27 protein-coding genes and 3 tRNA genes are annotated in these 24,101 nt (G+C 72.3%); 17 read left to right on the forward strand and 13 right to left on the reverse strand.

Features of this window, described 5'->3' with window-relative positions; genetic code table 11:
• Positions 1–8: 8 nt before the first annotated feature.
• The 7 genes from SCATT_RS16675 to SCATT_RS16705 form a co-directional block, all read right to left on the reverse strand.
• Positions 9–638 (reverse strand): hypothetical protein, encoded by a 630-nt coding sequence (locus SCATT_RS16675; RefSeq protein ID WP_014628202.1) that lies wholly within the window; start codon positions 636–638, stop codon positions 9–11.
• Entirely contained in the window at positions 635–859 is a 225-nt protein-coding gene (locus tag SCATT_RS16680; RefSeq protein ID WP_014144257.1) for a hypothetical protein, read from the reverse strand. The genes SCATT_RS16675 and SCATT_RS16680 overlap by 4 nt, the downstream gene beginning before the upstream one ends.
• Positions 856–1,491 carry a GGDEF domain-containing protein gene (locus SCATT_RS16685; RefSeq protein ID WP_014144258.1) on the reverse strand — a complete coding sequence of 212 codons (636 nt, stop codon included), beginning with the start codon at positions 1,489–1,491 and terminating at the stop codon, positions 856–858. The genes SCATT_RS16680 and SCATT_RS16685 overlap by 4 nt, the downstream gene beginning before the upstream one ends.
• Positions 1,488–1,787: a hypothetical protein gene (locus tag SCATT_RS16690; protein ID WP_014144259.1), complete on the reverse strand. Its 300-nt coding sequence runs from the start codon at positions 1,785–1,787 to the stop codon at positions 1,488–1,490. Before SCATT_RS16690 ends, SCATT_RS16685 begins: the two co-directional genes overlap by 4 nt.
• Before the next feature lie 78 nt (positions 1,788–1,865).
• Positions 1,866–2,336 carry a DUF3307 domain-containing protein gene (locus SCATT_RS16695; protein ID WP_014144260.1) on the reverse strand — a complete coding sequence of 157 codons (471 nt, stop codon included), beginning with the start codon at positions 2,334–2,336 and terminating at the stop codon, positions 1,866–1,868.
• A gap of 53 nt (positions 2,337–2,389) precedes the next feature.
• The gene (locus SCATT_RS16700) at positions 2,390–3,166 is read right to left on the reverse strand and encodes a DUF4097 family beta strand repeat-containing protein (RefSeq protein WP_014144261.1); all 777 of its coding nucleotides are present in this window, start codon (positions 3,164–3,166) and stop codon (positions 2,390–2,392) included.
• A gap of 499 nt (positions 3,167–3,665) precedes the next feature.
• Positions 3,666–4,115: a hypothetical protein gene (locus tag SCATT_RS16705; RefSeq protein ID WP_014144262.1), complete on the reverse strand. Its 450-nt coding sequence runs from the start codon at positions 4,113–4,115 to the stop codon at positions 3,666–3,668.
• Positions 4,116–4,911: 796 nt separating this feature from the next.
• Between SCATT_RS16705 and SCATT_RS16710 the strand changes: the two genes are divergently transcribed.
• From SCATT_RS16710 to SCATT_RS16720, 3 genes are all read left to right on the forward strand, one after another.
• Positions 4,912–5,706 (forward strand): GntR family transcriptional regulator, encoded by a 795-nt coding sequence (locus SCATT_RS16710; RefSeq protein ID WP_014144264.1) that lies wholly within the window; start codon positions 4,912–4,914, stop codon positions 5,704–5,706.
• Positions 5,706–6,470 carry a glycosyltransferase family 2 protein gene (locus SCATT_RS16715; protein WP_014144265.1) on the forward strand — a complete coding sequence of 255 codons (765 nt, stop codon included), beginning with the start codon at positions 5,706–5,708 and terminating at the stop codon, positions 6,468–6,470. The genes SCATT_RS16710 and SCATT_RS16715 overlap by 1 nt, the downstream gene beginning before the upstream one ends.
• 130 nt (positions 6,471–6,600) lie before the next feature.
• A complete protein-coding gene (locus SCATT_RS16720) occupies positions 6,601–7,059 on the forward strand; it encodes a hypothetical protein (protein ID WP_041825136.1) in 459 nt (152 codons plus the stop codon).
• A gap of 329 nt (positions 7,060–7,388) precedes the next feature.
• On the opposite strand, the gene SCATT_RS16725 is transcribed toward SCATT_RS16720, so the two are convergent.
• Positions 7,389–7,799, reverse strand: a complete 411-nt coding sequence (locus tag SCATT_RS16725) for a DUF4234 domain-containing protein (RefSeq protein ID WP_014144267.1) — start codon at positions 7,797–7,799, stop codon at positions 7,389–7,391.
• A 551-nt stretch (positions 7,800–8,350) separates the two neighbouring features.
• On the opposite strand from SCATT_RS16725, the gene SCATT_RS16730 reads away from it, so the two are divergent.
• Complete coding sequence (locus SCATT_RS16730) at positions 8,351–9,112, forward strand: glycosyltransferase family 2 protein (protein ID WP_014144268.1); 762 nt, start codon at positions 8,351–8,353, stop codon at positions 9,110–9,112.
• A gap of 112 nt (positions 9,113–9,224) precedes the next feature.
• Complete coding sequence (locus tag SCATT_RS16735) at positions 9,225–9,728, forward strand: hypothetical protein (RefSeq protein ID WP_014144269.1); 504 nt, start codon at positions 9,225–9,227, stop codon at positions 9,726–9,728.
• On the opposite strand, the gene SCATT_RS16740 is transcribed toward SCATT_RS16735, so the two are convergent.
• The 3 genes from SCATT_RS16740 to SCATT_RS16750 form a co-directional block, all read right to left on the reverse strand.
• Positions 9,701–11,944, reverse strand: coding sequence for an ArnT family glycosyltransferase (locus SCATT_RS16740; RefSeq protein WP_014144270.1), 2,244 nt, complete (start codon positions 11,942–11,944; stop codon positions 9,701–9,703). The genes SCATT_RS16735 and SCATT_RS16740 overlap by 28 nt on opposite strands.
• A gap of 172 nt (positions 11,945–12,116) precedes the next feature.
• Positions 12,117–12,776 (reverse strand): NAD(P)H-binding protein, encoded by a 660-nt coding sequence (locus SCATT_RS16745; protein ID WP_014144271.1) that lies wholly within the window; start codon positions 12,774–12,776, stop codon positions 12,117–12,119.
• 61 nt (positions 12,777–12,837) lie between these two features.
• Positions 12,838–14,106 carry an amidohydrolase family protein gene (locus SCATT_RS16750; RefSeq protein ID WP_014144272.1) on the reverse strand — a complete coding sequence of 423 codons (1,269 nt, stop codon included), beginning with the start codon at positions 14,104–14,106 and terminating at the stop codon, positions 12,838–12,840.
• 518 nt (positions 14,107–14,624) lie between these two features.
• Between SCATT_RS16750 and SCATT_RS16755 the strand changes: the two genes are divergently transcribed.
• From SCATT_RS16755 to SCATT_RS16785, 7 genes are all read left to right on the forward strand, one after another.
• Positions 14,625–14,697: transfer RNA gene (locus SCATT_RS16755), tRNA-Thr, on the forward strand.
• Positions 14,698–14,744: 47 nt separating this feature from the next.
• Positions 14,745–14,817 (forward strand) — tRNA-Met (locus SCATT_RS16760).
• 84 nt (positions 14,818–14,901) lie between these two features.
• A complete protein-coding gene (gene rpmG, locus SCATT_RS16765) occupies positions 14,902–15,066 on the forward strand; it encodes a 50S ribosomal protein L33 (RefSeq protein ID WP_014144273.1) in 165 nt (54 codons plus the stop codon).
• A gap of 89 nt (positions 15,067–15,155) precedes the next feature.
• On the forward strand, positions 15,156–15,608 hold the full coding sequence (locus tag SCATT_RS16770) for a MaoC family dehydratase N-terminal domain-containing protein (protein WP_014144274.1): 453 nt from the start codon (positions 15,156–15,158) through the stop codon (positions 15,606–15,608).
• A gap of 3 nt (positions 15,609–15,611) precedes the next feature.
• A complete protein-coding gene (locus tag SCATT_RS16775; protein ID WP_014144275.1) occupies positions 15,612–16,046 on the forward strand; it encodes a MaoC family dehydratase in 435 nt (144 codons plus the stop codon).
• Positions 16,047–16,119: 73 nt separating this feature from the next.
• Entirely contained in the window at positions 16,120–17,175 is a 1,056-nt protein-coding gene (locus SCATT_RS16780; RefSeq protein WP_014144276.1) for a UDP-N-acetylmuramate dehydrogenase, read from the forward strand.
• A gap of 117 nt (positions 17,176–17,292) precedes the next feature.
• Complete coding sequence (locus SCATT_RS16785; protein ID WP_014144277.1) at positions 17,293–18,543, forward strand: hypothetical protein; 1,251 nt, start codon at positions 17,293–17,295, stop codon at positions 18,541–18,543.
• A gap of 10 nt (positions 18,544–18,553) precedes the next feature.
• On the opposite strand, the gene SCATT_RS16790 is transcribed toward SCATT_RS16785, so the two are convergent.
• Positions 18,554–19,567, reverse strand: coding sequence for an adenosine deaminase (locus SCATT_RS16790; RefSeq protein ID WP_014144278.1), 1,014 nt, complete (start codon positions 19,565–19,567; stop codon positions 18,554–18,556).
• Positions 19,568–19,665: 98 nt separating this feature from the next.
• On the reverse strand, positions 19,666–20,904 hold the full coding sequence (locus tag SCATT_RS16795) for a pyridoxal phosphate-dependent aminotransferase (protein ID WP_014144279.1): 1,239 nt from the start codon (positions 20,902–20,904) through the stop codon (positions 19,666–19,668).
• Between the two features lie 191 nt (positions 20,905–21,095).
• On the opposite strand from SCATT_RS16795, the gene SCATT_RS16800 reads away from it, so the two are divergent.
• The 5 genes from SCATT_RS16800 to rplA all read left to right on the forward strand — a co-directional run bounded on the left by SCATT_RS16800 (position 21,096) and on the right by rplA (position 23,995).
• A tRNA-Trp gene (locus SCATT_RS16800) sits at positions 21,096–21,168 on the forward strand.
• 122 nt (positions 21,169–21,290) lie between these two features.
• On the forward strand, positions 21,291–21,596 hold the full coding sequence (secE, locus tag SCATT_RS16805) for a preprotein translocase subunit SecE (RefSeq protein WP_014144280.1): 306 nt from the start codon (positions 21,291–21,293) through the stop codon (positions 21,594–21,596).
• Positions 21,597–21,675: 79 nt separating this feature from the next.
• On the forward strand, positions 21,676–22,584 hold the full coding sequence (gene nusG / locus SCATT_RS16810; protein WP_014144281.1) for a transcription termination/antitermination protein NusG: 909 nt from the start codon (positions 21,676–21,678) through the stop codon (positions 22,582–22,584).
• A gap of 177 nt (positions 22,585–22,761) precedes the next feature.
• Entirely contained in the window at positions 22,762–23,196 is a 435-nt protein-coding gene (gene rplK / locus SCATT_RS16815; RefSeq protein WP_014144282.1) for a 50S ribosomal protein L11, read from the forward strand.
• A gap of 76 nt (positions 23,197–23,272) precedes the next feature.
• Entirely contained in the window at positions 23,273–23,995 is a 723-nt protein-coding gene (gene rplA, locus SCATT_RS16820; RefSeq protein ID WP_014144283.1) for a 50S ribosomal protein L1, read from the forward strand.
• The last annotated feature ends 106 nt before the right edge of the window (positions 23,996–24,101 follow it).

Raw genomic sequence — 24,101 nt, forward strand, 5'->3', positions numbered from 1 at the left:
CGGTGACTTCAGGACGGGCACGGCCACCTCCCGAACCGCCCAGCCGGCGCTGCTTCGTCGCGCAGTGCGGCCACGACCGGCCCGGCCAGGCGGTTGACCGCGTCGGCCACCGCCGCCACGGCGGACTTGGCGTCCGCCACCAGCCCGGGACCACCGGTGTGTGCGGGGGTGGGCAGGTTCCATGTGTCGTCCACCGGCAGGCGGATCACCGTGGTGGTCAGCAGCGCCGGGCGGTCGCCGTCCGGCTCCCACCAGTAGCGGTACGGCTCCTCGCCGGGCGCCAGGTCCCGGTCCCAGTCACGCCACCGGCCCGGGACCGCCCGGTCGGCCACCAGCGCACGGCGGCCGAGAGGAACGTGGACGTCGACGGTGAGGTGCCCGTATTCCGACCATGCCGGGGTGACGGCGCGGATGTCGGGGCGCAGGCGTACGTACCCGGGCGACATCACCGGCGCGGTGGCGATCGGCCACACCGCCGCGGCGAAGTCCTCCGCCGGCAGCGGCGTCCCGTCCTCGTGCAGCCGGGCGCAGCGGTCGCGCAGGTACGCGCCGAACCGGGAGCGGCCGTCCGAGGCGTTGCGCCGGTCGTACGCGTCGTCAACAGCCGCGAGCAGAGCGGGGGTCCAGGTGACGCTCATGCTGCCCCCTCGCTGTCCGCGTCGGGGCCGCACACGCAGTCCTCGGGCGCCGCGCCCTGGCCGATCCGGCAGGCGCATACGGTGCCCAGCGGGCCGATCTGGTCGGGGTTGAGGCAGTGGTCGCACGTGCCCTCGGCCCACTCCTCGGACTCCTGGGCGTAGTCGTCGTCCCAGTCGTCGTCCGGCCAGGGGCCGTCGTAACCGTCGAAGTAGCCGGTCATCGCGCGTCCCTCCGGCGTTCGGCGCCGCGGCGGCCGGCGCGGCGGCCGTGGACGGTGGGCAGGGCGGGCACGGTGACGTCGGCGACGCACCAGCCGCCGCCGTTCTGCTTGGCCCGGTACATCGCCTCATCGGCCCGCCGCAGGGCGATGCCGAGGTCGGGCGTGGTCAGCTCGGCGCAGTGGTAGGCGCCGACCGAGGCACGCATGGGCAGCACACGACCGGCGAAGGGAACCGGTTCGGTGAGCAGCAGGTGCAGTGCCCGGAGGCGGTCCGGCAGGTCGCCGGGCCGGGGCAGGGTGACGACGGCGGCGAACTCGTCCCCGCCAAGCCGCCCGACCACCCCGTCCAGGGGCGTGCACCAGTCGGCGAGCCGGTGGCCGGCCGCGGCCAGGGCCGCGTCCCCGGCGGCGTGGCCGTGGGTGTCGTTGAGGGCTTTGAAGCGGTCCAGGTCCACGAGCAGCACCACGGCGTGGGGGTGGCGGAGGTGGCGGCGGGCGCGGGCGGTGAAGGCGTCCCGGGTCGGCAGGCTGGTGACCGGGTCGCGGCGGGCGGCGGACAGGCGGCGCCACATCCAGGTGCCGTGCACGGACCAGCCGGCCGCGAGCGGCGCGGCGGCGAGCAGGACGTTCATGCCGCCTCCGTCCGCGCCGGGCGGCGGAGGGTGGCCGGCCGCGGGAGGGCGACCACGTTGACCACGTCGGGGGCCCGGGTCTCGATCAGCTCGGCGACCATGCGGGTCGTGCGGTCGAACAGGGCCGGATCGTCGGCGAGGATGTCGCGGGCCGCGTCCAGACGCGCCGCACGTTCCTCGGGGGACTCGCCGTCCTCCGGGCCGAGCCACAGGTCGAGTGGTGTGCCGAGGGCGAGTTCGATCAGTTCGTCATCGGTGGCCACCTCGTGGCGCCCGATGAGGTTTCGCATGGACATGCGCTTCTCCTGCTGGATGGGGAGGGAAGCGCCGGGCGGCGGACTGTCCTTGGCCGGGTGGCCGCCGCCCGGCGCGGGTCACAGGGTGGTGATGAGCACGGCGGCGACCAGGAGCCACAGGTGGTGGAAGGACTGGTCGAGGGCGTAGGCGCCGGTGCCGAGGTGGGCTGCGGGCTTGCCGTCGGCGGTGGTCGGGTGCGCGGGGTGGGCCGGGGTGCCGAGCCGGTAGAACTCGGACTGCCCGGTGACCTTGGCCAGCCACGCGAGCGTGGTGCGGCGATCGGCCCACCAGTGCGTCACTGCATCCACCCCGAGTCCGGCCACCAGGCCGAAAGCCGACAGGCGCAGCCCCAGCGCAGCGGCTACGGGGAGCAGAAGGACGACCTTGGTGAGGGTCAGGGTGGCGACGTGCCGGGCGTCGGCGAGGCGGCCCGCCCACCCCGGGCGGCACTTGGCCGCGGACTGGGCGGAGGTTTGCACCCAGTGGTCACCCACGCTGTGGGCGACGTACAGGGCGATGAAGACAGCGGCGAAGGTTGTGGCATCCATTTGCGGAGTCCTTACGACGTGGGGCGGGGGCAACCGGGTGGCGCAAGGGCGGGTCAGTGGGTGCGGACGCGGCCGGAGAGGCTGTTGGCGCTCACCCGCAGGTGACCGGTGCGGGAGAGGTGGATGTCTCCGGAGACGCTGTGGGCGGTCAGTGCTCCGCGGGCGGCGTCCGTGGCCTGCGTGGTCACGTCGCCGGAGGTGGTGTTCAGCTCGGCGCGCTGTCCGTCGTACTGGACGATGCGGATGTCCCCGGAGACGCTGTGGACGGTGACCGCCTTCGACACGCGGCCGACCGACACGTCACCGGACGTGGTCCGGGCCGCGAGCGTCCGCACGCTGTCCGCGCGCAGGTCACCGGACAGGGAGCGGAACTCCAGTGAGTCCACCTCGCCGTAGGCGCAGGCGTCGGCAGAGGTGGAGACCACGGCCAGAGACGATCCGGTCGGCAGGCTGACGATGGCCTCGATCGGGCTGACCGTCTCCATCACGCCGGTACCGCCGCCGGTGATGATCCGGCCGTTGACGACCGTGAGGCCGGTGACCGACCCGTAGACGGTGCCCATGGTCTGCGTGACCCGGTTGCCCCGGGCGCTTTGCATCATCACGTTGGCGGGGATCGCGGGGACCTCGATGGCCAGCGCCTGGCCGTTCTGGTTGCTGCGGGCCCGGTTGACCGCGTCGGCGGCCGGACCGGAGGAGTCGTCCGTCCGCACGACCACGCGGGCGGTCGTGAGGTTGTCGAGGACCTGCACGTGGACGTTGCCCATCGGCAGGTCCAGTCCGAGGACGACCGGGCCGGCGGACTGGGAGACGAAGGTGCGCTCGGTCATTGCGGATCTCCTGATTGACGAGGAACGAAAGGGCTGAGGTGGTCGCGGCTTCGGCGAGAGGCGAACACCTCGGGATGACCCCGTGCGCCGCGATGCGGGAGGGGTGAGTGCCTTGGCCCGGTGGCCAGCGGGGCGGTTCGATCAGTGGCCGGTCACAGCGGCGTGCGGGTGGGGACGCGGAGGCCGTACCGGCAGCGGCGGCTTCGTCCGCTCATGCTCGGAACCGGTCATCACCGACCACCCCTTGCCGCCGCGTCGTTCTCGCTGCGACGGTTGGCGTCCTTGACCTTCTCCGACAGGTCTTCACGTTCCTGATCTGTCATGCTCAGCAACACGGCGCCTCCAACACAGGTGCCTGTCACGCGGCGCCCGGGGGGCATAGACCCCGGGCGCCGCTTTGCTTGGGCCGGCCGGTGTGGCCGGAGTGCCCCGGGCCGGCGTCGAACCGGCGTCGTCGCGGCCCCCGCGTGGTGGCGGGGCCGGGGCTTGGGCTGGGGGGTCATACCTGGCGGGCGGCCTCGGCGACGAGGCGGTCGGTGGCCGCGATTGCTGCGGTGCGGGCGGTGGTCAGGGCGTCGCGGTCGGGGGCGTGGCGCAGGGCGTAGGTGGCCTGCGCGGCCTCGGTGGCCACGGGGGCAAGATCGGGGGCGAGGATGGCGACGGTGGCCAGGGGCGCGGTGATGGCGGCGCGGGTGGCGTGGCTGTCGGCCCGCGCGGTGCGGTACTCCTCGTCCGCCGCGCCGGACAGCCGTAAGTCCTCGCGGACCCACATCGCCCGGCGGTGGTCGGCGAGTGCGGCGGTGAGCTGGGCGACGGCGGCGACCACGTCCCGGCGCCGCTCGGTGGCGCGATCCTCGCTGCGGGCGGAGCGGGCGGCGCGCTGCTGGAGAACGTAGGCGGTCACCGAGCCGAGCAGGGTCCCGGCCACGGCGATGACGGACTCGATCATGTGATCCTCCTGAACAGCGAGTGCTGCGGGTTCGAGCAACCCACAGCCCGCGCCGCACCGGCCGGTGCCGGGGCGGCGGGGACTGTGCGTGCTCGACGCAGGCGCGGCGTCGGCCCCGTCCGGCCATGCGGACGGAGCGGCGCCGCGCACCTGCCCGGTGGCAGGCTCCCGGCGGAACAGTGGTGGTGCCGGGCGGTGACTCGATGGGCGTAGCCGCCGTGGTGGTCAGGTACGGCGGCGCCTAACGCGTTCGTCGGCGATGCATTGGACCTCCCATTGGCCGAGGTGAGCGAGGGTGAAGGCCGCGTGAGCGCTCGAAGCGTGGCGGCCGTGGTCTTCCTGCGACATCGTCCGTTTCGGCTCTCACGCGCAACGTGAGGGAGTGCCTAGTCCGTCCGTGGCGACATTCGGAAGCTGTGTCGCCGCGGTCTTATCCACCGACCGGTCATCGCGGGGAGTCGCCCCCGCTCGGGATTCGGTGTCTCAGTGCCAGTGCACTCACGAGCCTGCGAAGTTCGGTTCCGCGCTCGTGGACCGCTGTCCAGGTTTTTCGCACCGGGTCTGACAGCCGACGGGCTGTGTCTGCCGCTCCCCTCTGACCTGACGGCCAAAGGGTGGTGCTGACTAGACGTCACCAAACCAACGCAACTCGCTTACTTCCAACTCGCGTTGGATGGCGGCGTGGGATAAGACTGCACTGCGGCGGTGGGCGACGTCAAGCATCCATCGCGCTTTGGATCGGTCCGTCTTACGTTGCTTCTTGCTCCGCAGGTCAGAACGTGAGAACGTCGGGAGCATGCCGAACGTCGGGAAGTACGCGGAGCTGGCTGAACGACTAGCCCAGCTCATCGAGGATGACTACTCGCCTGGCCAGCAGTTCCTCACCAACCCAGAGATTGCGAAGCGCTACAGCGTCAGCGGCAACACCGCCAGTCGCGCCGTGCAGGCGCTCAAGGAACGCGGACTGCTCTCCGGCAAAGTGGGCGGTAAGACCTGGGTGCGGGTCGCACCGGTCCGCCACCTGCGGAGCAACGAGATGTACCACCGAGAGAAGCAGCGCGTCCGCCTGGGAGAAGAGGAGCGGCGGACGTGGGGGATCTCCGAGGACAGCACCAAGATGGCAGTCACCGAAATCGCCGAGAACTCGGTGGACTTCGCCATCGTGACCCCGCCGGCGGATGTCGCCGAATTGTTGGGCCTCACCTCCGGCCAGAAGGTGCTGCGACGCAGCTACAGGCGCCGCAACCACCGCGGTGAGGGGGCCAGCACCTCGGTCTCGTACCTGCCGTACGACCTGGTGTCGCGCAACCCTGAGATCCTGGACCCGACGACCGAGCCTTGGCCCGGCGGAACTCAGCACCAGCTCTACACGGTAGGCGTCGAGGTCGACCGGATCGAGGACCGGGTCACTGCTGAGATGCCGACCGAGAGGGAAGTTGAAGAACAGGACATCCCGCCCGGGGTGCCGATGATCCGCGTCCGGAAGATCACATACGACACGAGTGACCGGGTGGTCGAAGTGACCGACATCCCGTTCCCGGCCGACCGCATCGAACTGCAATTCGTGACCCGATTGGAGCGTTGGGCGTAATGCCGATCATTTCTGTGATCACGCCGGTCTTCGACGGCGGGGACGCCTACCTGGCGGATACCTACGAGTCGGTGGCCTCCCAGCGGCTCCCCGACGGCTGGTCTCTCCAGTGGTGTGTCCAGGAGGACGGCAAGACCGGCAAGCCGCTCAACCGACTACCGGACCTGCCGTGGATCTCCAAGGACGCTGGACGGTGTGGGGGAGCCGCACGTGCTCGGACTCTCGCCCTGCCCCGCGCCGAGGGGTTGCTAGTCCGTACCCTGGACGCGGACGACCTGTTCCCGGACGAGCACACCCTGGCGCGGGACATCGAGGCTCTCGCCGCCAGCCCTGACCTGGGGTGGACCGTCGCTCCCGCGCTCGATCTCTACCCGGACGGGCGACTCGTCCCCGGCCCCAACGATCCGCCTCCCGGCCGCCTCCCCGCCGGCTTCCTTGCCGATGGCTTGCGAGCGGGCTCCCTACCCGTCATGGGGACCACGGCGACGATCTACAAGGAGCTAGTCCTGGCACACGGTGGCTGGCCGGCGATCCCCGCATTTGAGGATGTCGGTCCCCTGCTGGCGGCCGAGGCGGTTGTCGATGGGTGGATGCAGGAGAAGCCCGGCGAGATCTACCGGAAGCACCCAGGCCAGTCCACCGAAGAGCCGGAGTACAAGGACGACGCCGAAAGGGCCACGCGCATCGGAATCGTGCTCAGCCGCGCTGATGCGATCCGTAGCCTTGGCTGGAGGTGGCAGCCGAGGGAGCCCGTGACGGTCTAGACCGGAGCGGCGGGACTGAACGGTCCTAGCTATGTGGGAAGGGGCGGCCCCTCTCGGACTCGAAGAGGGGCCGCCCCTTCACGCTGCCTCTGCCACCCTCGGCGACACAGACTCGCGGTATGTTCTGCTGATGTTCAGTCAGATCGTGACCCTGATAGGGGTAGTTGTAGGCGCCCTGACCTCCTACTTAGCCACTACCGCGGCTGAGCGGGTCAGACATCGTCGCAAGCTGGAAACCCGCTGGGACAAGCGGAAGCTGAGCACTTACATCGAGTACGTCACCCTGGTGAAAGCGGCACAGGGAGCCGCTAAGCAGGCGTGGGAGAACCCCGAAGTCCGAGCCGAGGCGCTCGCCAGGATGGAAGCGGCGGAACGGAAGCGGTCTCTCGCCTTTGAGGCGTTGGTCCTCCTGGCGCATCCTCGCGCCGTTGTCGCGGCACACGAAGTGAACCGGGTCCTGTGGCAGGCTCTGGAGGCTGCGCGCCAACCCACCGAAGAGCCCCCGCCAACGGACCTGTTGATAGAGGCGATGAACCTCCTTCATGAGGAGACGAGGCGGGATCTAGGCGTCTCCAGCGACACCCCCTGAGCCGCCACGGCGACCGCCCGAGGATCCATGAGAACCATGATCGTTCCCCATGCGTCCCCCAGTAGGCCAACCTGCCGATAAAGACGCAGCTCGGGGCGCATGAAGGCGGCCCCCTGTAAATCTGTCGGCTATGCCTACCCAGGTTCGAATCCTGGCGCCGCCACACGGGAACTGAGGCCCCTCATCCACGGAGACGTGAATGAGGGGCCTCAGTTGTTGTCCGGGCGGATCGCGGTGGGCGGCCCGTCCGACTCCGTTCCGCCGCCCTGTGGTGGCTGTGACGGGACGGCCCCCGAGGGCCCGAGGGCCCGGTCGGGGTCCGTGCCGGGTCACGCGGCGAGGGCCACCCCCGTGCCCGGTGCGACGCCCGGGTAGGCATCGACGGCCAGGTTGAGCTGGCTCTGCATGTACCAGGTGTTCAGGCCGAAGACGAACGCGAGAAGCCAGCATGCCGCCGGGCTGCACGTCACGGTCAGCCCGGCCGCCCGCTGTGCGTTGGCGATGGCCTTGCCGGTGTTGTGGTACGAGACGAGGGGGGCGATGACGGTCCAGCTCAGGAAGATCAGGACCAGTACGCTGCCGGCCGGGCTGAGCACCCGTCGCCTGTCGAACTCGTGCATCTCCTTGTGGATCTTGTAGTACCAGACCAGGTGGTAGATCCCGAGAGTGATGAGGGGCAGGCCGATCCACACGGCGACGGAACCCCGGCGCTTCATGGCCAGGCCGGTCGGCCGGCCCACGACGGGGGCACCTGCGGGGTGGCCCGGCGGGAACGCGTTGCCGGTCGGGCCTGAGGCGTACGGGTCGTGCGCAGCGGGCGGCTGTGCGTTGTGCATGCGGTGTGCTCCATCGTGACTTGTAGCGGTTCGGGGCTCGGCCCCGGTGGAGCAGCGTGGCAGGAACATGATGGGAACGGGTGCGAAGTTGCTGGTCTGTGACCGGAAGGGCGGGCAACGGTGACCGTCCTTGAGCGCCGATCGCTGTCCCGGTTCTTTTCGCGGGCGGCCGGAGGGAGTTGACGGGCCGTCCGGGCCGCGGCGGAACGGTTCCCGGGCGGCGCCGACCCCGTGCTTCGAACGTCCCCGTGCGTCGAACGATCCCGTGCTTCGAACCGCCCGCGCCCGCCCAGGTCTGTGACACCCGCCCGCGGCGTGCGCACTCCCGACGAGCGTGCACACCGCCTCGCGCGCCGCCGCGTGCCGGACCCGCCACCGGTCCGACGCGCCCTCGGCCACGCCCGGGTCCGCCGGCCGGTCCTCGGGTTCCTCACGAGAGCCTACGCTGAGCGGTCATGCCGAACCTGATCTCCGTCGTCACGGCCGTTCACGCGCCCGGGGCCCGGTATCTGCCGGATGCCTACGCGTCGTTGTGCGAGCAGGAGCTGCCGGACGGGTGGCGGTGGGAGTGGGTCGTCCAGGAGGACGGGGAGACCGGCGCCGTCGCGCCGTACGTGCCCGACGACCCGCGGGTCAGCTTCGGGCAGGGGCGCCCGGGGCGGGCCGGGGTCGCCCGCACGATGGCGCTCTCCCGGGTGCGGGGCGCGTACGTGAAGGTGCTGGACGCCGACGACATGCTCACCCCCGGCGCCCTCGCCCGCGACCTGCGCGCGCTGGACCGCAACCCGGGGGTCGCCTGGGCCGTCTCCCGCGTCCTGGACCTGCTCCCGGACGGCTCCACGGCCGCCTTCGACCAGGACCCGCCGGAAGGCGTCGTCGAGCGCGGTGCCGTCCTCGACCACTGGACGTCGCACGGGTACCGGCTCCCCGTCCACCCCGCCACCCTCTTCGTCCGGCGCGACCTGCTGCTCGCCCTCGGCGGCTGGATGGCGCTGCCGGCCTCCGAGGACACCGGCCTCCTCCTCGCCCTGAACGCGGTGAGCCGGGGCTGGTTCACCGCGCGGACCGGCCTGCTGTACCGCAAGTGGCCGGGCCAGGTGACGAGCCAGGCAGCACACGCGGACGAGGCGGAACGCAACGCCCGTAAGGCCGTCGTGGAGGCGCGGGCGAGGGCGCTGGGGGAGCTGGGCGGATGGCGGTTCGACGCCCGCCCCTGATCGCCGCGCGCGGGGGCCGACGAGGGCCCGCGGACGGGTAGCTGACGGAGCATCAGATCAAGGCGTACCCTCGGAGGTCCACACGCTGCCGCGTTCCGGAGGTGTCGGACTCATGGATGACGGGACGGGTCTGCCGGTGCCGCTCGACGGACCGCCGCGCTATGTGGCCGTGTTCCGCCGGGCCGGGGGTGACTGGGTGGTCGCCGCCCAGTCGCCGGGACGGGGGCCGGTGGAGTACGCGGTCGCGGCGATGACGCGGACGGTACGGGCGCGGGGCCAGGCGCCGTGGGCCGAGGTGTGGGGGCCGGACGACGAGGGGCGGGGGTGGCGGCGGCTGCGGACGGTACGGGGGCGGCCCGGGCCGGCCGCGGCCTCCGGGGAACCCGGTCAGCCGCGGCCGAGCGCCAGCGCGCGCGACGAACGCCTGCGGGACCGCCGCCACCAGGTGCTCCTCACGGCGCTGGCGGCGGCCGGCCTCACCGACCTGGAACCGGCGGACACCTCGGCCGTCACCCACCTGACCGAGGTCGCCGACGAGGACGACCTGCGCCGGATCGCCCACTGGCTCGCGTCGGCGACCGCCTCGGGTCAGCGCGCCGCTGGGGAGCAGGCGTAGAGCGACTGCGCCGTGACGTCCGGTGCGCCGGGGGACGGGAACGACTGCGCCGTGGCGTTCACCGCGCCGTAGGACGCCGGGGGCACCTTGGCGCACGCGGCGCGCACCCAGGACGTGATCGCCGCGGCCGGACCGCCGGAGCCCCGGGTCGTACCGCCCAGCAGCACGTACCGCACCTGGCCGGAGCGCACCAGCTGCCGGAAACCGTCGGCCGTGGGGAACGGCGCGCGCCCGGAGAAGCCGCCGACCGGGAGCACGTCGGCGCCGGCGCCGAGGATGTAGGGCGAGGCGGCGCTCCAGCTGGTGGTGGCCAGGACGTAACGGGCCGATCCGCGGTGCGCCGTGGCGTAGTCGAGGACCCCGCGCTGCTCGGCGGTGAGGCGGCCGGATCCGGAGCCGAAGCCGCCGAAGCCGCCCCCGCCGCCGTGCCGACCGTCGGACCACGGCACCCGCGCGCCGCGCCCGGCCGCCCGGACCACCCCGCCACCGTGGCCGCCGCCGGAGGGGCCCACCGCGCCCATGCCGGAGCCGTGGTAACCGGGGGTGAGCACCTGTACCGCCCAGGCGCCCGGCGCCAGCAGCAGCGCGCAGAACGCGGCGAGCAACCCGGCGAGCGCCGTACGGCTGCGCGCGGTCACCCGCCCACCGGGCCGGGCCACCACCAGCAGCACGACCGCGAGCACGCCGGCCACCCCCACCACGGGCGCCAGCCACGGCAGGAAGGACGGGAAGCGCGCGGCCAGCGAGACCGCCCACGCCGTGGTGGCCGCCACCGCGGCCGGCAACGCCCAGGTCCGGGGGCCGCCCGCGCGGTACGCCCGCCACAGCAGCGTCACCCCGCCGCCGGTGAGCGCGGCGAGCGGCACCGCGACCACGCCCATGTAGTACGTGTGGCCGCCGACGCTGCCCGCGCTGAACACCAGGAAGTAGGTGGCCAGCCACACCCCCCACAGCACGAAGCCGGCCCGGGCCCGGTCGGTACGCGGGCTGCCGCGCCGCCACAGCAGCCCGCAGACGACGGCGATCGCGGCGAACGGGTAGAGCCAGCCGGTCTGCGAGGCGAGGGCGGAGCCGAACATCTTCGACCAGCCGTCCTGGCCCTCGCCGCCCCAGCCGCCGCCCTGCGGGGCCCGCTGGGCGGCGCCGTTCAGGGCGTGCGCGCCGGCGTGCACGCCCAGGGACGTACCCCGGTCGCGCGCCCCCGCGTCATGGCCGGAGTCGCGCGCCCCGTGCCGGAACGTTCCGGCGTCGAAGGCCCGCTGCCCGGACGGCTCCTGGCCGGACCCCTGGGGACCCCCCTGGCCGTGGCCGCCGCCGTGGCCCCCGCCCTGCGTCGCGCTGACGCTGCCGGTCGAGGCGGCGCTGATGCCCAGCGAGGAGAAACGGTTCAGGAAGTTGTAGCCGATCACCATGCTGAAGGCGGAGTTGTCGGTGGTGCCGTCGACGTACGGGCGGTCCTGGGCCGGGGTCAGCGTGACGGCGATCATCCAGGAGAGCGAGACGGCGGTCGTCACCACGGCGGCGAGCCCGAGGTGGGCCAGCCGGCGGCGCAGCGCGGTCGGCGCGGAGAGCAGGTGGACGGCGGCGAGCGCGGGGAGCACCGCCCACGCCTCCAGCATCTTCGCCTGGAACCCGAGGCCGACCCAGAACCCGGCCAGCAGCAGCGGACGCAGCCGTCCGGTCCGGGCGGCGCGCTGGGTGGCGTCGGCGGCCAGCAGCACGCACAGGGTGAACATCGGGTCCTCCACCGCGGTGCGGAAGAGGCCGACCGCCACCGGGGTCAGCAGGAAGGCGGCGGAGGCGATCAGGGCCGCGTTCACCCCGGCCCAGCGGCGCACCACGCGGTGGAGCACCGCCACGCTCGCCACGCCTTCGAGCACCTGCGGCAGCACCAGCGTCCACGGGTGGAAACCCAGGATCCGGGCGGAAATCGCCTGCGGCCACAGGAATCCCGGCAATTTGTCCAGGGTGATGGAATTACCCGGGTCGAAGGAGCCGAAGAAGAACGCCTTCCAGTTCTCCGTCATGCTGCGGGCGGCGTTCGCGTAGAACGTGTGGTATTCGCTGTGGTTGATCCCCCAGGCGTACAGGAGCGCGGCGAGCGCCAGGATCACCAGCAGCGCCGGACGGGCGTACCCGGGGTCGCCGGGGCGCGACCGCCAGGGTGCGCGCCGGGCCGCCGGGCCGGAGGCCGGAACGGGGACTGTCGTTGCCATACCCGGCAGTCTTCGGCACGCGGAACGCGACTCCGCACCGGAAGCGTTCCGTTCAAGGAATTTCTCATCCGTCCCGGAGGAATTCTTTAACGTGCCTGGGGCGTTCTTGGCCGGCCCTGGTCCTGCGCATTACCCGGCGGCGGACCGGAACGCCCGCCGCCGGGGGCGCGCGTCAGCCGGACACCGCCGCCACGGCCCGCTCCACCGGCGTCCCGCCGCCGATCAGCTCCAGGGTGCGGCCGGCCGTGCCCGGGGCGTCGAGCAGGGCGGCGAGGACGGCGGCCACGTCGTCGCGGGTGACCTCGCCGCGCCCGGTGTGCTCGGCGAGGGCCACGGTGCCGGTGCCGGGGTCGTCGGTGAGCCGGCCGGGCCGCAGGATCGTCCACTCCAGCGCGGTACGGGCCCGTACCTCGGCGTCGGCCGCCCCCTTGGCCTTGAGGTACTCGGCGAAGACCGGGTCGGTGCCGGGCGGGGGCGGGGTGTCGGCGCCCATCGAGGAGACGACGAGGTACCGACGTACGCCGGCGCGTTCGGCCGCGTCCGCGCAGAGGACGGCGGCGGCGTGGTCCACGGTGTGCTTGCGGGCGACGCCGCTGCCCGGCCCGGCCCCGGCGGCGAAGACGACCGCGTCGGCCCCGGCGAACGCCCCGGCCACCTGGTCGACGGAGGCCGACTCCAGGTCGAGCACGACCGGTTCGGCGCCGTTGGCCCGCAGCGCCTCGGCCTGTTCCGGTCTGCGGACGATGCCGCTCACCTCGTCGCCGCGTGCCGCGAGCAGCCGTTCCAGGCGCTGGGCGATCTGTCCGTGTCCTCCGGCGATGACGATGCGCATACCGCCGACCGTACGCTGTCGTACGCGCCCCCGCGCGCCGGTCGCCGACGACGCGGGGGCCCTACGCGGGCGAACCGCCGGAACGCGACTGGCGCGGCAGGTCGAGCCCGACCGCCGAGGAGCAGTCGGCGTACTCGCGCACCGCGCTGGTCCGCGAGACCACCCGGCCGCGGTGGACGACGATCCTGCTGTACGCCAGCGACAGCGCCGCGTCCACCCGGCTGCCGCGCACCGCGAGCAGCTCGGCGGGGAAACCGGCCTCCACCCGCACCTCGGGCAGCCCGAGCACGGCCCGGGCGACGGTGCTCACCGCGTCGTAGGCGGCCCCCGGCGGGCATCCGGCGTGCGCGGCGAGCAGGAAGGCGGCCTCCAGCGGGTCGCCGCGGCCGACCGGGTTGGCGGTGTCGCGCAGCGCGCCGCTGCCCGCGGTGACCCGCACCCCGGCGGCGCGCAGGGTCCGTACCAGGCCGGCCGCGGGGTGTCCGCGTTCCAGCGCGCCGCAACCGCCCTGCGGCAGGCAGACCACCGCGACCCCGGCCGCCGCGAGCTGGCCCGCGACCCGGCGCACCGTCTCGGCGGGGTACCCGGCCAGGGCGTCGCACGGACCGATGGCCACCCCGGGGCGCAGCCCGCCGGACATCGCGGCCAGCCGGGCGAGCCGGGCCGGGTCGGCACCGGTGGTGTGCAGGTCGACCGGGCAGCCGGACTCGGCGGCCACCCCCAGCACGGCCTCCACGTACCCGGTCGGGTCCGGGTCGAGGTCGGGGCAGCCGCCGACCACCCCGGCGCCCATCTTGACCGCGTCCCGCAGCATCGCCAGGCCGTCCGCGCCCGCCACCCCGGTCAGCAGCCGGGGCATGGCCACCGCGGTGACGTCCACCAGCCCGCGCAGGCTGCGGCGGGCCTGCAGGACGGCCTCCAGGGCGTTGAGTTCCTGCACGTCGCCGACGCGTACGTGGGTGCGCAGCGCGGTGGCGCCGTGGCCGAGCTGGAGCAGGGCGGCCTCGGTGACCCGGCGGCGCAGTTCCTCGCAGGTGTCCGAGGGCGGGCCGTCGTGGCCGGCGGTGAGGGCGGTGTCGAGGTGGGCGTGGGGTTCGGCGGGGGCCGGCAGCAGCAGGTAGCCGTCGAGGTCGACGCGGCGCCCGGCCGACCGCTGTTCCGGCGGACCCAGGCTGCCCGCGGTGCCCACCGCCTCGATCCGGCCGCCGCCGAGCCTGACGTCCACCACCCGCCCGTCCCGCAGCCGGGCGCCGGTCAGCAGCAGCGTGGACGCCGGCCCGCCGCCGTCGGAAGCGGGCTGCCTCGGCTGCTGCGGCAGGCTCTCGGTCATCGTGACTCCTCCGCAAGATCACGTACGCACGAGCCTATGGCGCCAGGGGCGGCGGGCCGGGGAGGAGGGCAATAGTCGTACCGGAGTGCCGCGCCCGGCGTCCCGCTGCCGGTCCCCTCCCGTGCCCAGGGGGCCGGGGCATCGGCCGGGCGCTCGTTGCCCGAGAAGCCGTCCCCGGACGGGGTGCCGGGAGTGCCCGGGCCACGGCCTGCCGCCCGTGCCCGGGGGCCTCGGCGAGACCCCTGCTGCCCGTGCCCGGGCGCCGTCGCTCCGGCGGGGATCGATCAGGTACCGGTAGGGGTCGCCGATCGGCCGGGGGCGGCGGGCGTGTGCGAGGCCCCGTGCTCTGTCCGCGCCCGGGGGAGCCGGCGCCTCGGCGGGAACCCTGCGGCCCGGCCGCCCGGCCCCCGGTCGGCGCCGCGGGCCCGGCGCGAAACGGGCCCCCGGGGGAGTCGGACAAGGGGGCCCGATACGGATTTCACGGATCGGGGGCGGAGCGTGTAATGTCTTCCTCGCTCGCCCCAATAGCTCAGTCGGCAGAGCGTCTCCATGGTAAGGAGAAGGTCTACGGTTCGATTCCGTATTGGGGCTCGGATGTAGAGGTAACCTCGTCTTCGGACGGGGTTGCCCTTCATCGCGGCGGTGTAGCTCAGTCGGTAGAGCAAGCGGCTCATAATCGCTGTGTCACCGGTTCAAGTCCGGTCACCGCTACTCTGTGTAGCCGATTGCGGGATCGGTCCTTCGATCGGCTACTCTTGCTGCGTTCATCAAACCTGTCCGTCAAGGAGCACTCACGTGGCTGCCACCGACGTCCGCCCGAAGATCACGCTGGCCTGCGTGGAGTGCAAGGAGCGGAACTACATCACCAAGAAGAACCGGCGTAACGACCCGGACCGTCTTGAGCTCAAGAAGCACTGCCCGCGCTGCAACTCGCACACCGCGCACCGCGAGACGCGCTGACACCAGGCCCGATCGCAAGGCCGCCCCCGACCGTTGGGGGCGGCCTTGCGTCGTTTCGTCGTACCCCACTCCCTTTTCCGGAGGTGCCGATGCCGCTCGACCAGTCCTTCGTCGGGCGTACGTACCCGCCCACCGAGCCCTACGAGGTGGGCCGCGAGAAGATCCGGGAGTTCGCCGAGGCGATCGGCGACGCCAACCCCGCGTACACCGACGTCGCGGCGGCCAAGGCGCTCGGCCACGCGGAGGCGGTCGCACCGCCGACCTTCCCGTTCCTGATCACGTACCGGGCCGCCGCCCAGGTGGTCGACGACCCCGACCTCGGGCTCGACTACAGCCGGGTCGTCCACGGTGACCAGAAGTTCACCTACATCCGCCCGGTGCGCGCCGGCGACCGGCTCTCGGTCACGGTGACCATCGACGCGATCAAGTCGATGGCCGGCAACGACCTGCTGACCGTCCGCGGCGACGTCCACGACGCCGACGGCGACCACGTGGTGACCGCGACGATGATGCTCGTCGCCCGCGCCCCCGAGGAGGACTGACCGATGGCCGCGCAGGTGAGGTACGAGGACGTGGCGGCCGGCGCCGAACTGCCGGTGCTCACCACCCGGGTGACCCGCGACACGCTGGTGCGGTACGCGGGCGCCTCCGGCGACTTCAACCCGATCCACTGGAACGAGAGGTTCGCCAAGGAGGTCGGGCTGCCGGACGTGATCGCGCACGGCATGTTCACCATGGCCACCGCGATCCGCGCGGTCACCGACTGGGCCGGCGACCCCGGCGCGGTGGTCGAGTACGGGGTGCGCTTCACCAAGCCGGTCGTCGTCCCCAACGACGACCAGGGCGCCGAGATCGAGGTACGCGGCAAGGTCGCCGCCAAGCTCGACGACGAGGCGCGTACCGTGCGGGTCGACCTGACCGTCACCTCCGGCGGCCAGAAGGTGCTGGGCATGTCCCGCGCGGTGGTGAAGCTCGCCTGACCGGCAGGTGGCCTTAGTCACCCGGGCCCGGCGACGGACGGCCCGGCGGACACGACCTCCTAAGCTGAACCCCGTGCAGCTCACCCACGACGCCCCGCTCGCCCCCCTGACCACCTTCCGGCTCGGCGGCCCCGCCCGGCGCCTGGTGACGGCGACCACCGACGCCGAAGTGGTGGAGGCCGTCCGGGAGGCCGACGCGACCGGCACCCCGCTGCTGGTGATCGGCGGCGGCAGCAACCTCGTCATCGCCGACGAGGGGTTCGACGGCACCGCGCTGCGCATCGCCACCCGCGGCGTCGCGCTGGACGGCACGCAGCTGGAGCTGGCCGCCGGCGAGCCGTGGCACGACGCCGTCGACCGCACCGTGGAGGCCGGGCTCGCCGGGATCGAGTGCCTGGCCGGCATCCCCGGCTCGGCGGGGGCCACCCCGATCCAGAACGTGGGAGCCTACGGCCAGGAGGTCGCCACCACCATCACCGAGGTGATCGCCTACGACCGGACGGCCGGCGAGACCGTCCGGCTGGCCGGCGGTGACTGCCGCTTCACCTACCGCAACAGCGTCTTCAAGGCGGAGAGCGGCCGGTACGTGGTGCTCCGGGTGCGCTACCGGCTCCAGGACGCCGACGGCCTCTCCGCGCCGGTGCGGTACGCCGAGGTGGCCCGGGCGCTCGGGGTGGCGGTCGGGGACCGGGTGCCGGTGGCCACCGCCCGCGACACCGTGCTGAAGCTGCGCACCGGCAAGGGCATGGTGCTCGACCCGGAGGACCACGACACCTGGTCCGCGGGGTCGTTCTTCACCAACCCGGTGCTCGACGACGCCGCCTTCACCGCCTTCCTGGACCGGGTGCGCGACCGGCTCGGCCCCGACGTCCAGCCCCCGGCCTACCCGGCCGGCGAGGGGTCCACCAAGACCTCGGCCGCCTGGCTGATCGACAAGGCCGGGTTCACCAAGGGGTACGGTGAGGGCCCGGCCCGCATCTCCACCAAGCACACCCTGGCGCTGACCAACCGGGGCCACGCCACCACCGCCGACCTGCTCTCCCTCGCCCGCGAGGTGCGCGACGGGGTCCACGCGGCCTTCGGCGTGACGCTGGTCAATGAACCGGTGATGGTCGGAACCCGTCTGTAACAACGGGTGAATCCACAGGGGCAAAGGACCCCATGGCCCCTCCCCGGTGCCCGTACACCAAAAGCTCATGACATTCTCATCCCTACGCCGAAAGGCGGGCAGATGGGGAGGACAGTCGTGCGGAAGACGGAGACGGCTGCCATGGAAAGGCAGGACGCCGCACAGGTGGGACGGATCGGACGCTGGCCGGTGCGCTGGCACCACGCGCTGCTCACCGTGTGGACGGTGGTCTGGTTCTTCGTGGCCGAGCGCCACGGCGGCGTTTCCTGGCACTACCTGCGCGAGGGCGAGCAGCTGCTTTTCGGGCAGAGCGGCGGCGGAGGGCTCGCGCTCTACGCCAACCACCCGGAGCTGCAGATCGGCCCGGTCAGCTTCCTGGTCGCGGGGTTGTTCGCACCCTTCCCCGCCGCGCTGGGCGAGAAACTCGCCGAGGCGTTCATGTCGGGGCTCGGGCTGTGGATGCTGGTCCTGATCGGCCGCGCCGCCGCCGACCACTACCTGGGCACCGGCACCAACCACCGGCGCCTCCAGCAGCGGGTGCTCATCGCCGGCGCCGCCTTCATCCCGATGTGGGTGGAGGTCTCGGCACGCTTCGCCCACCTCGACGACGTGATGGCGCTGTTCTTCACCACGTTCGCGGTGCGCGCGGTGGTACGCGGGCAGGCCACCGCCACCGGGGTCTTCCTCGCCCTGGCGGTGGACTCCAAGCCGTGGGCGGTGGCCTTCCTGCCGCTGCTGCTCACCCTGCCGCGCCGCACCTGGCTGCGCTCGGCGCTGTGGACGGTGGGGCTGGTGGCCATCGCCTGGCTGCCGTTCTACGTCGGCAACGGCAACACCATGGCCGCCGCCCACTTCACCATCCCCAACCAGGCAGCCTCCTCGCTGCGCTGGTTCGGGGTGACCGACCCGGCCACCCCGTGGTGGGACCGGCCCGCCCAGATGGCGCTGGGCCTGGGGCTGGGCACCCTCGCCGTGCACCGCGGGCGCTGGCCGGCGGTGATCCTGGTCGCCGCCGACGCCCGCATCCTGCTCGACCCCAGCGTCTACACGTACTACAGCGCCTCGGTGCTGCTGGGCACCCTGATCTGGGACGCCATCGGGCAGCGCAGGCTGGTGCCGTGGGTGAGCTGGATCGCGCTGATCTCGCTGTACGGCAGCGCGCTGATCGTCCCGTCGGACTCGGCGCGGGGGCTGATCCGGCTCGCCTTCGCGGTCGGCTCGGCGGCGTACGTGCTGCTGTGGCCGATGCGCGCGCCCCGCAGCGGGGGCCGGCGCCGGCACCGCTTCGTACCGCACCAGCGCCGCCGGGACCCCGACCCCGTCTACCCGCTGTACGACCTGCCCGCCCCCGGCGACGGCAAGGCCTAGGCCAGGGGCGTCACGACGCCAGCCAGTCGTCGATCCCGGCCAGCAGCCGCCGCCGCACCGGCTCCGGGGCGCGGGAACCCCGTACCGACTGGCGGGCCAGCTCGGCCAGCTCCTCGTCGCTGAAGCCGTGCGCCTGCCGGGCCAGCTCGTACTGGGCGGCCAGCCGGGAGCCGAACAGCAGCGGGTCGTCGGCGCCCAGCGCCATCGGCACCCCGGCCTCGAACAGGGTGCGCAGCGGAACGTCCTCGGGCTTCTCGTAGACGCCCAGCGCCACGTTGGACGCCGGGCAGACCTCGCAGGTGATCCGCTGCTCGGCGAGGCGGGCCAGCAGCGCCGGGTCCTCGGCGGCCCGCACCCCGTGGCCGACCCGGGCGGCGTGCAGGTCGTCCAGGCAGTCGCGGACGCTGCCGGGGCCGGCGAGTTCACCGCCGTGCGGGGCGGCCAGCAGCCCGCCGTCCCGGGCGATGGCGAAGGCCCGGTCGAAGTCGCGGGCGAGGCCGCGCCGCTCGTCGTTGGAGAGCCCGAAGCCGACCACCCCGCGGTCGGCGTACCGCACCGCGAGCCGGGCCAGGGTGCGGGCGTCCAGCGGGTGACGGGTGCGGTTGGCGGCGACCACCACCGCCATCCCGACCCCGGTCAGCCGGCTCGCCTCGTCCACCGCGTCCAGGATGATCTCCAGCGCCGGGATGAGCCCGCCCAGCCGCGGGGCGTACGAGGTCGGGTCCACCTGGATCTCCAGCCACCCCGAGCCGTCCTCGACCTCCTCCTCGGCGGCCTCGCGGACCAGCCGGCGGATGTCCTCGGGGGTACGCAGCACCGAGCGGGCGATGTCGTACAGCCGCTGGAAGCGGAACCAGCCGCGCTCGTCGGTGGCCCGCAGCTTCGGCGGCTCGCCCGAGGTGAGCGCCTCCGGCAGGTGGACGCCGTAGGTCTCGGCCAGCTCCAGCAGCGTGCTGGTGCGCATCGAACCGGTGAAGTGCAGGTGGAGGTGGGCCTTGGGAAGCAGATGTACATCGCGCGCCATCCCAAGATCCTGCTACAGCCAAGCCCCCGCCGGAACCGGTTTGCGCGACCGGGTCTTCCGAACGGGGGCTTGCCCGCAAGCGTGAGCGGACCGGCGGGTCAGTCGCGCGCCTCCGCCAGCAGCTTCTGGATCCGCGAGACGCCCTCGACCAAATCCTCGTCGCCGAGCGCGTACGACAGCCGCAGGTAACCCGGGGTGCCGAAGGCCTCACCCGGCACCACCGCGACCTCGGCCTCCTCCAGGATCAGCGCGGCCAGCTCCACGGTGTCCTTCGGGCGCTTGCCGCGGATCTCCTTGCCGAGCAGCGCCTTGACCGACGGGTAGGCGTAGAAGGCGCCCTCCGGCTCCGGGCAGAGCACGCCGTCGATCTCGTTGAGCATCCGCACCATGGTGCGCCGCCGCCGGTCGAAGGCGGCGCGCATGGTGGCCACCGCCTCCAGGCCGCCGGAGACCGCGGCCAGCGCCGCCGCCTGGGCCACGTTGGAGACGTTGGAGGTGGCGTGCGACTGGAGGTTGGTCGCCGCCTTGATCACGTCCTTGGGGCCGATCACCCAGCCGACCCGCCAGCCGGTCATGGCGTACGTCTTGGCGACGCCGTTGACCACGACGCACTTGTCCCGCAGCTCGGGGACGACCACCGGCAGCGAGGTGAACTCGGCGTCCCCGTAGACCAGGTGCTCGTAGATCTCGTCGGTGAGGACCCACAGGCCCTTCTCCGCGGCCCAGCGGCCGATCTCGGTGACCTGCTCGCGGGTGTAGACCGCGCCGGTGGGGTTGGACGGCGAGACGAAGAGCAGCACCTTGGTGTGCGGGGTCAGCGCCGCTTCCAGCTGCTCGACCGAGACCCGGTAGCCGGTGGTCTCGTCCGCCACGACCTCCACCGGCACGCCGCCCGCCAGCCGGATCGACTCGGGGTAGGTGGTCCAGTACGGGGCCGGGACGATGACCTCGTCGCCCGGGTCGAGGATGGCGGCGAACGCCTCGTAGATCGCCTGCTTGCCGCCGTTGGTCACCAGCACCTGGGAGGCTTCGACCTGGTAGCCGGAGTCACGCAGCGTCTTGGCGGCGATGGCCTCCTTCAGCTCCGGGAGGCCGCCGGCCGGGGTGTAGCGGTGGTACTTGGGGTCGCGGCAGGCCGCCACCGCCGCCTCGACGATGTAGTCGGGGGTGGGGAAGTCGGGCTCACCGGCCCCGAAGCCGATGACCGGGCGGCCGGCCGCCTTGAGCGCCTTGGCCTTCGCGTCCACCGCGAGGGTGGCGGATTCGGAGATCGAGCCGATGCGGGCCGAGACCCGCCGTTCGGTAGGGGACTGGACGGGGGGAGTAGCTGCGGTCATGACTGCCATCGTCGCAGACCCGGCGGGGCCCCGGCACGGGGGTTTGTCCAGGTGTCCCACGCCGGAGTGGCCCAGGTCGTTCGACGCCCGGCCGGGAAACCCGTACACTCATGCCTCGTTGGTCCTCGACGGCGGATCAGTGCTGCGTGCCCTGTGCGACGGTTCTGATGCGGTAGGTTGGGGTAAACCAAAGGGTCGTAGCTCAAGTGGTAGAGCACTGGTCTCCAAAACCAGCGGTTGGGGGTTCAAGTCCCTCCGGCCCTGCTACACGCATCATCACCGCGGGTGCGTGCACGCGTACGTTGTGAACTGCCGTAAGAAAGCACCACCGCCGTGCGGCTCGACCGGGCGCGGCACGGCCGAGACCCGGATTCAGGTGAGGACGAGTGACGGAAGCCTTGGGCTCCACCGCGACGCCTGAAAGTGGTCGACCCGAGAACGAGGCCGACGAGGCGCTCGACGCGAGGGCGAAGAAGAAGCGCGGCGGAAAGCGCGGCAAGAAGGGCCCCTTCGCCCGGATCGGACTCTTCTACCGGCAGATCATCGCGGAGCTGCGGAAGGTCGTCTGGCCCGCCCGCAACGACCTCATGTCGTACACCACCGTGGTGATCGTCTTCGTCGCGGTCATGATCGGTATCGTGACCGTGGTCGACTGGGGATTCTCCTCGCTGCTGAAGTACGTCTTCGGCTGAGACCCCGCCAAGGGCGCCCGCCACCGCGGTCGCCCGAGCGCATCGTTCCACCCCTTGAAGCCAGGAAGAAGCAGCCATCGTGTCTGACCCGAACCTGTACGACGCCGACGAGACCGCCGCGGCGGCCGACGAGGCTGCGGCGAGCGCAGAATCGGTCGAGGCCCAGGGCGACGACACCGAGCGCGACACCGCCGCGGCGGCCGAGGAGACCGCGGCTGCGGAGACCACCGAGGAGGCCGCGGAGGACGAGGCCGCCGAGGAGACCGGGGCCGAGGACGCCGAGGCCGGGACCGAGGGCGTCGAGACCGAGGGCGTCGAGACCGAGGGCGTCGAGACCGAGGCCGTCGAGGAGGCCGAGGAGCCGGCCGCCCCCGCCGTCGACCCGGTGACCGCGTTCCGCGAGGAGCTGCGCACCCTGCCCGGCGACTGGTACGTGATCCACACCTACGCCGGTTACGAGAACCGCGTGAAGGCCAACCTGGAGCAGCGCGCCGTCTCGCTCAACGTCGAGGACTACATCTTCCAGGCCGAGGTGCCGCAGGAGGAGGTCGTCCAGATCAAGAACGGCGACCGGCGCACCGTCAAGCAGAACAAGCTCCCCGGCTACGTGCTCGTCCGCATGGACCTGACCAACGAGTCGTGGGGCGTGGTCCGCAACACCCCGGGTGTCACCGGCTTCGTCGGCAACGCCTACGACCCGTACCCGCTCACCCTGGACGAGGTCGTCAAGATGCTCGCCCCGGAGGTCGAGGAGCAGGCCGCGGCGGGCGCCGAGGGCGGCGAGGCCGCGCCGAAGAAGAAGGTCGAGGTCCAGGTGCTGGACTTCGAGGTCGGCGACTCGGTGACGGTGACCGACGGTCCCTTCGCCACCCTCCAGGCGACCATCAACGAGATCAACCCCGACTCCAAGAAGGTCAAGGGCCTGGTGGAGATCTTCGGCCGGGAGACCCCGGTGGAGCTCTCCTTCGACCAGATCCAGAAGAACTGACCACGGTTCTTCCCACCGCTTCCGTCCAGGTCAGCCCGGCGCTCGCAGCCGGTCTGACCTGCTCGGTTTCAGGCCGCGCGGCGGTACCCGTTATCGTTGTGCGGTATGCCTGCCGGCGGGTGCGTGCCGCCTGCCCGCGGGTGTGAACACTCTCGACTCAGGACCCGGAGAGAGCACATGCCTCCCAAGAAGAAGAAGGTCACGGGGCTGATCAAGCTCCAGATCCAGGCCGGTGCCGCCAACCCGGCCCCGCCGGTCGGTCCGGCGCTGGGTCAGCACGGCGTCAACATCATGGAGTTCTGCAAGGCCTACAACGCCGCGACCGAGTCGCAGCGTGGCATGGTCGTGCCGGTGGAGATCACGGTCTACGAGGACCGTTCCTTCACCTTCGTGACCAAGACTCCGCCGGCCGCGAAGCTGATCCTCAAGGCCGCCGGCGTCGAGAAGGGCTCCGGCGAGCCGCACTCGAAGAAGGTCGCCAAGATCACCCGCGACCAGGTCCGGGAGATCGCCACCACCAAGATGCCCGACCTGAACGCCAACGACCTGGACGCCGCCGAGAAGATCATCGCCGGCACCGCCCGTTCCATGGGCATCACGGTCGAGGGCTGACGACCGACCTTTCGAGGTGGGAGGGCCACGCGCCGGCCCGTACCACGACTCCACACAGACTCACGTAGGAGCAGTAGTGAAGCGCAGCAAGTCCTTCCGGGCTGCGGAGGCCAAGGTCGACCGGGAGCGTCAGTACGCCCCGCTCGAGGCCGTCCGTCTCGCCAAGGAGACCTCCACCGCCAAGTTCGACGCCACCGTCGAGGTGGCCATGCGTCTGGGTGTCGACCCGCGCAAGGCCGACCAGATGGTGCGTGGCACCGTCAACCTTCCGCACGGCACCGGCAAGACCGCCCGGGTCCTGGTCTTCGCGACCGGTGACCGTGCTGCGGCTGCGGAGGCCGCCGGCGCCGACATCGTCGGCTCCGACGAACTGATCGACGAGGTCGCCAAGGGCCGCCTGGACTTCGACGCCGTCGTCGCCACCCCGGACCTGATGGGCAAGGTCGGCCGCCTCGGCCGCGTGCTCGGTCCGCGTGGTCTGATGCCGAACCCGAAGACCGGCACCGTCACTCCGGACGTGGCCAAGGCCGTGACCGACATCAAGGGCGGCAAGATCGAGTTCCGTGTCGACAAGCACGCGAACCTCCACTTCATCATCGGCAAGGCCTCCTTCGGCGAGCAGCAGCTGGTGGAGAACTACGCCGCGGCGCTGGAGGAGATCCTGCGTCTGAAGCCGTCCGCCGCCAAGGGCCGGTACATCAAGAAGGCCGCCATCACCACCACGATGGGCCCCGGCATCCCGGTCGACCCCAACCGCACCCGGAACCTCCTCGTCGAGGAAGACCCGGCCGCGGTCTGACGCCCGGCATCCCGGAAGGCCGGTCCCCGCATCGCGCGGGGGCCGGCCTTTCGCCGTGGTGTCCGTGGTGTGCGTTACGTTGCTGCCCTCTCAAAGTGAACAGGGG

This window comes from Streptantibioticus cattleyicolor NRRL 8057 = DSM 46488 (genome assembly GCF_000240165.1).
In the GTDB taxonomy this organism is placed as follows: Bacteria; Actinomycetota; Actinomycetes; order Streptomycetales; family Streptomycetaceae; genus Streptantibioticus; species Streptantibioticus cattleyicolor.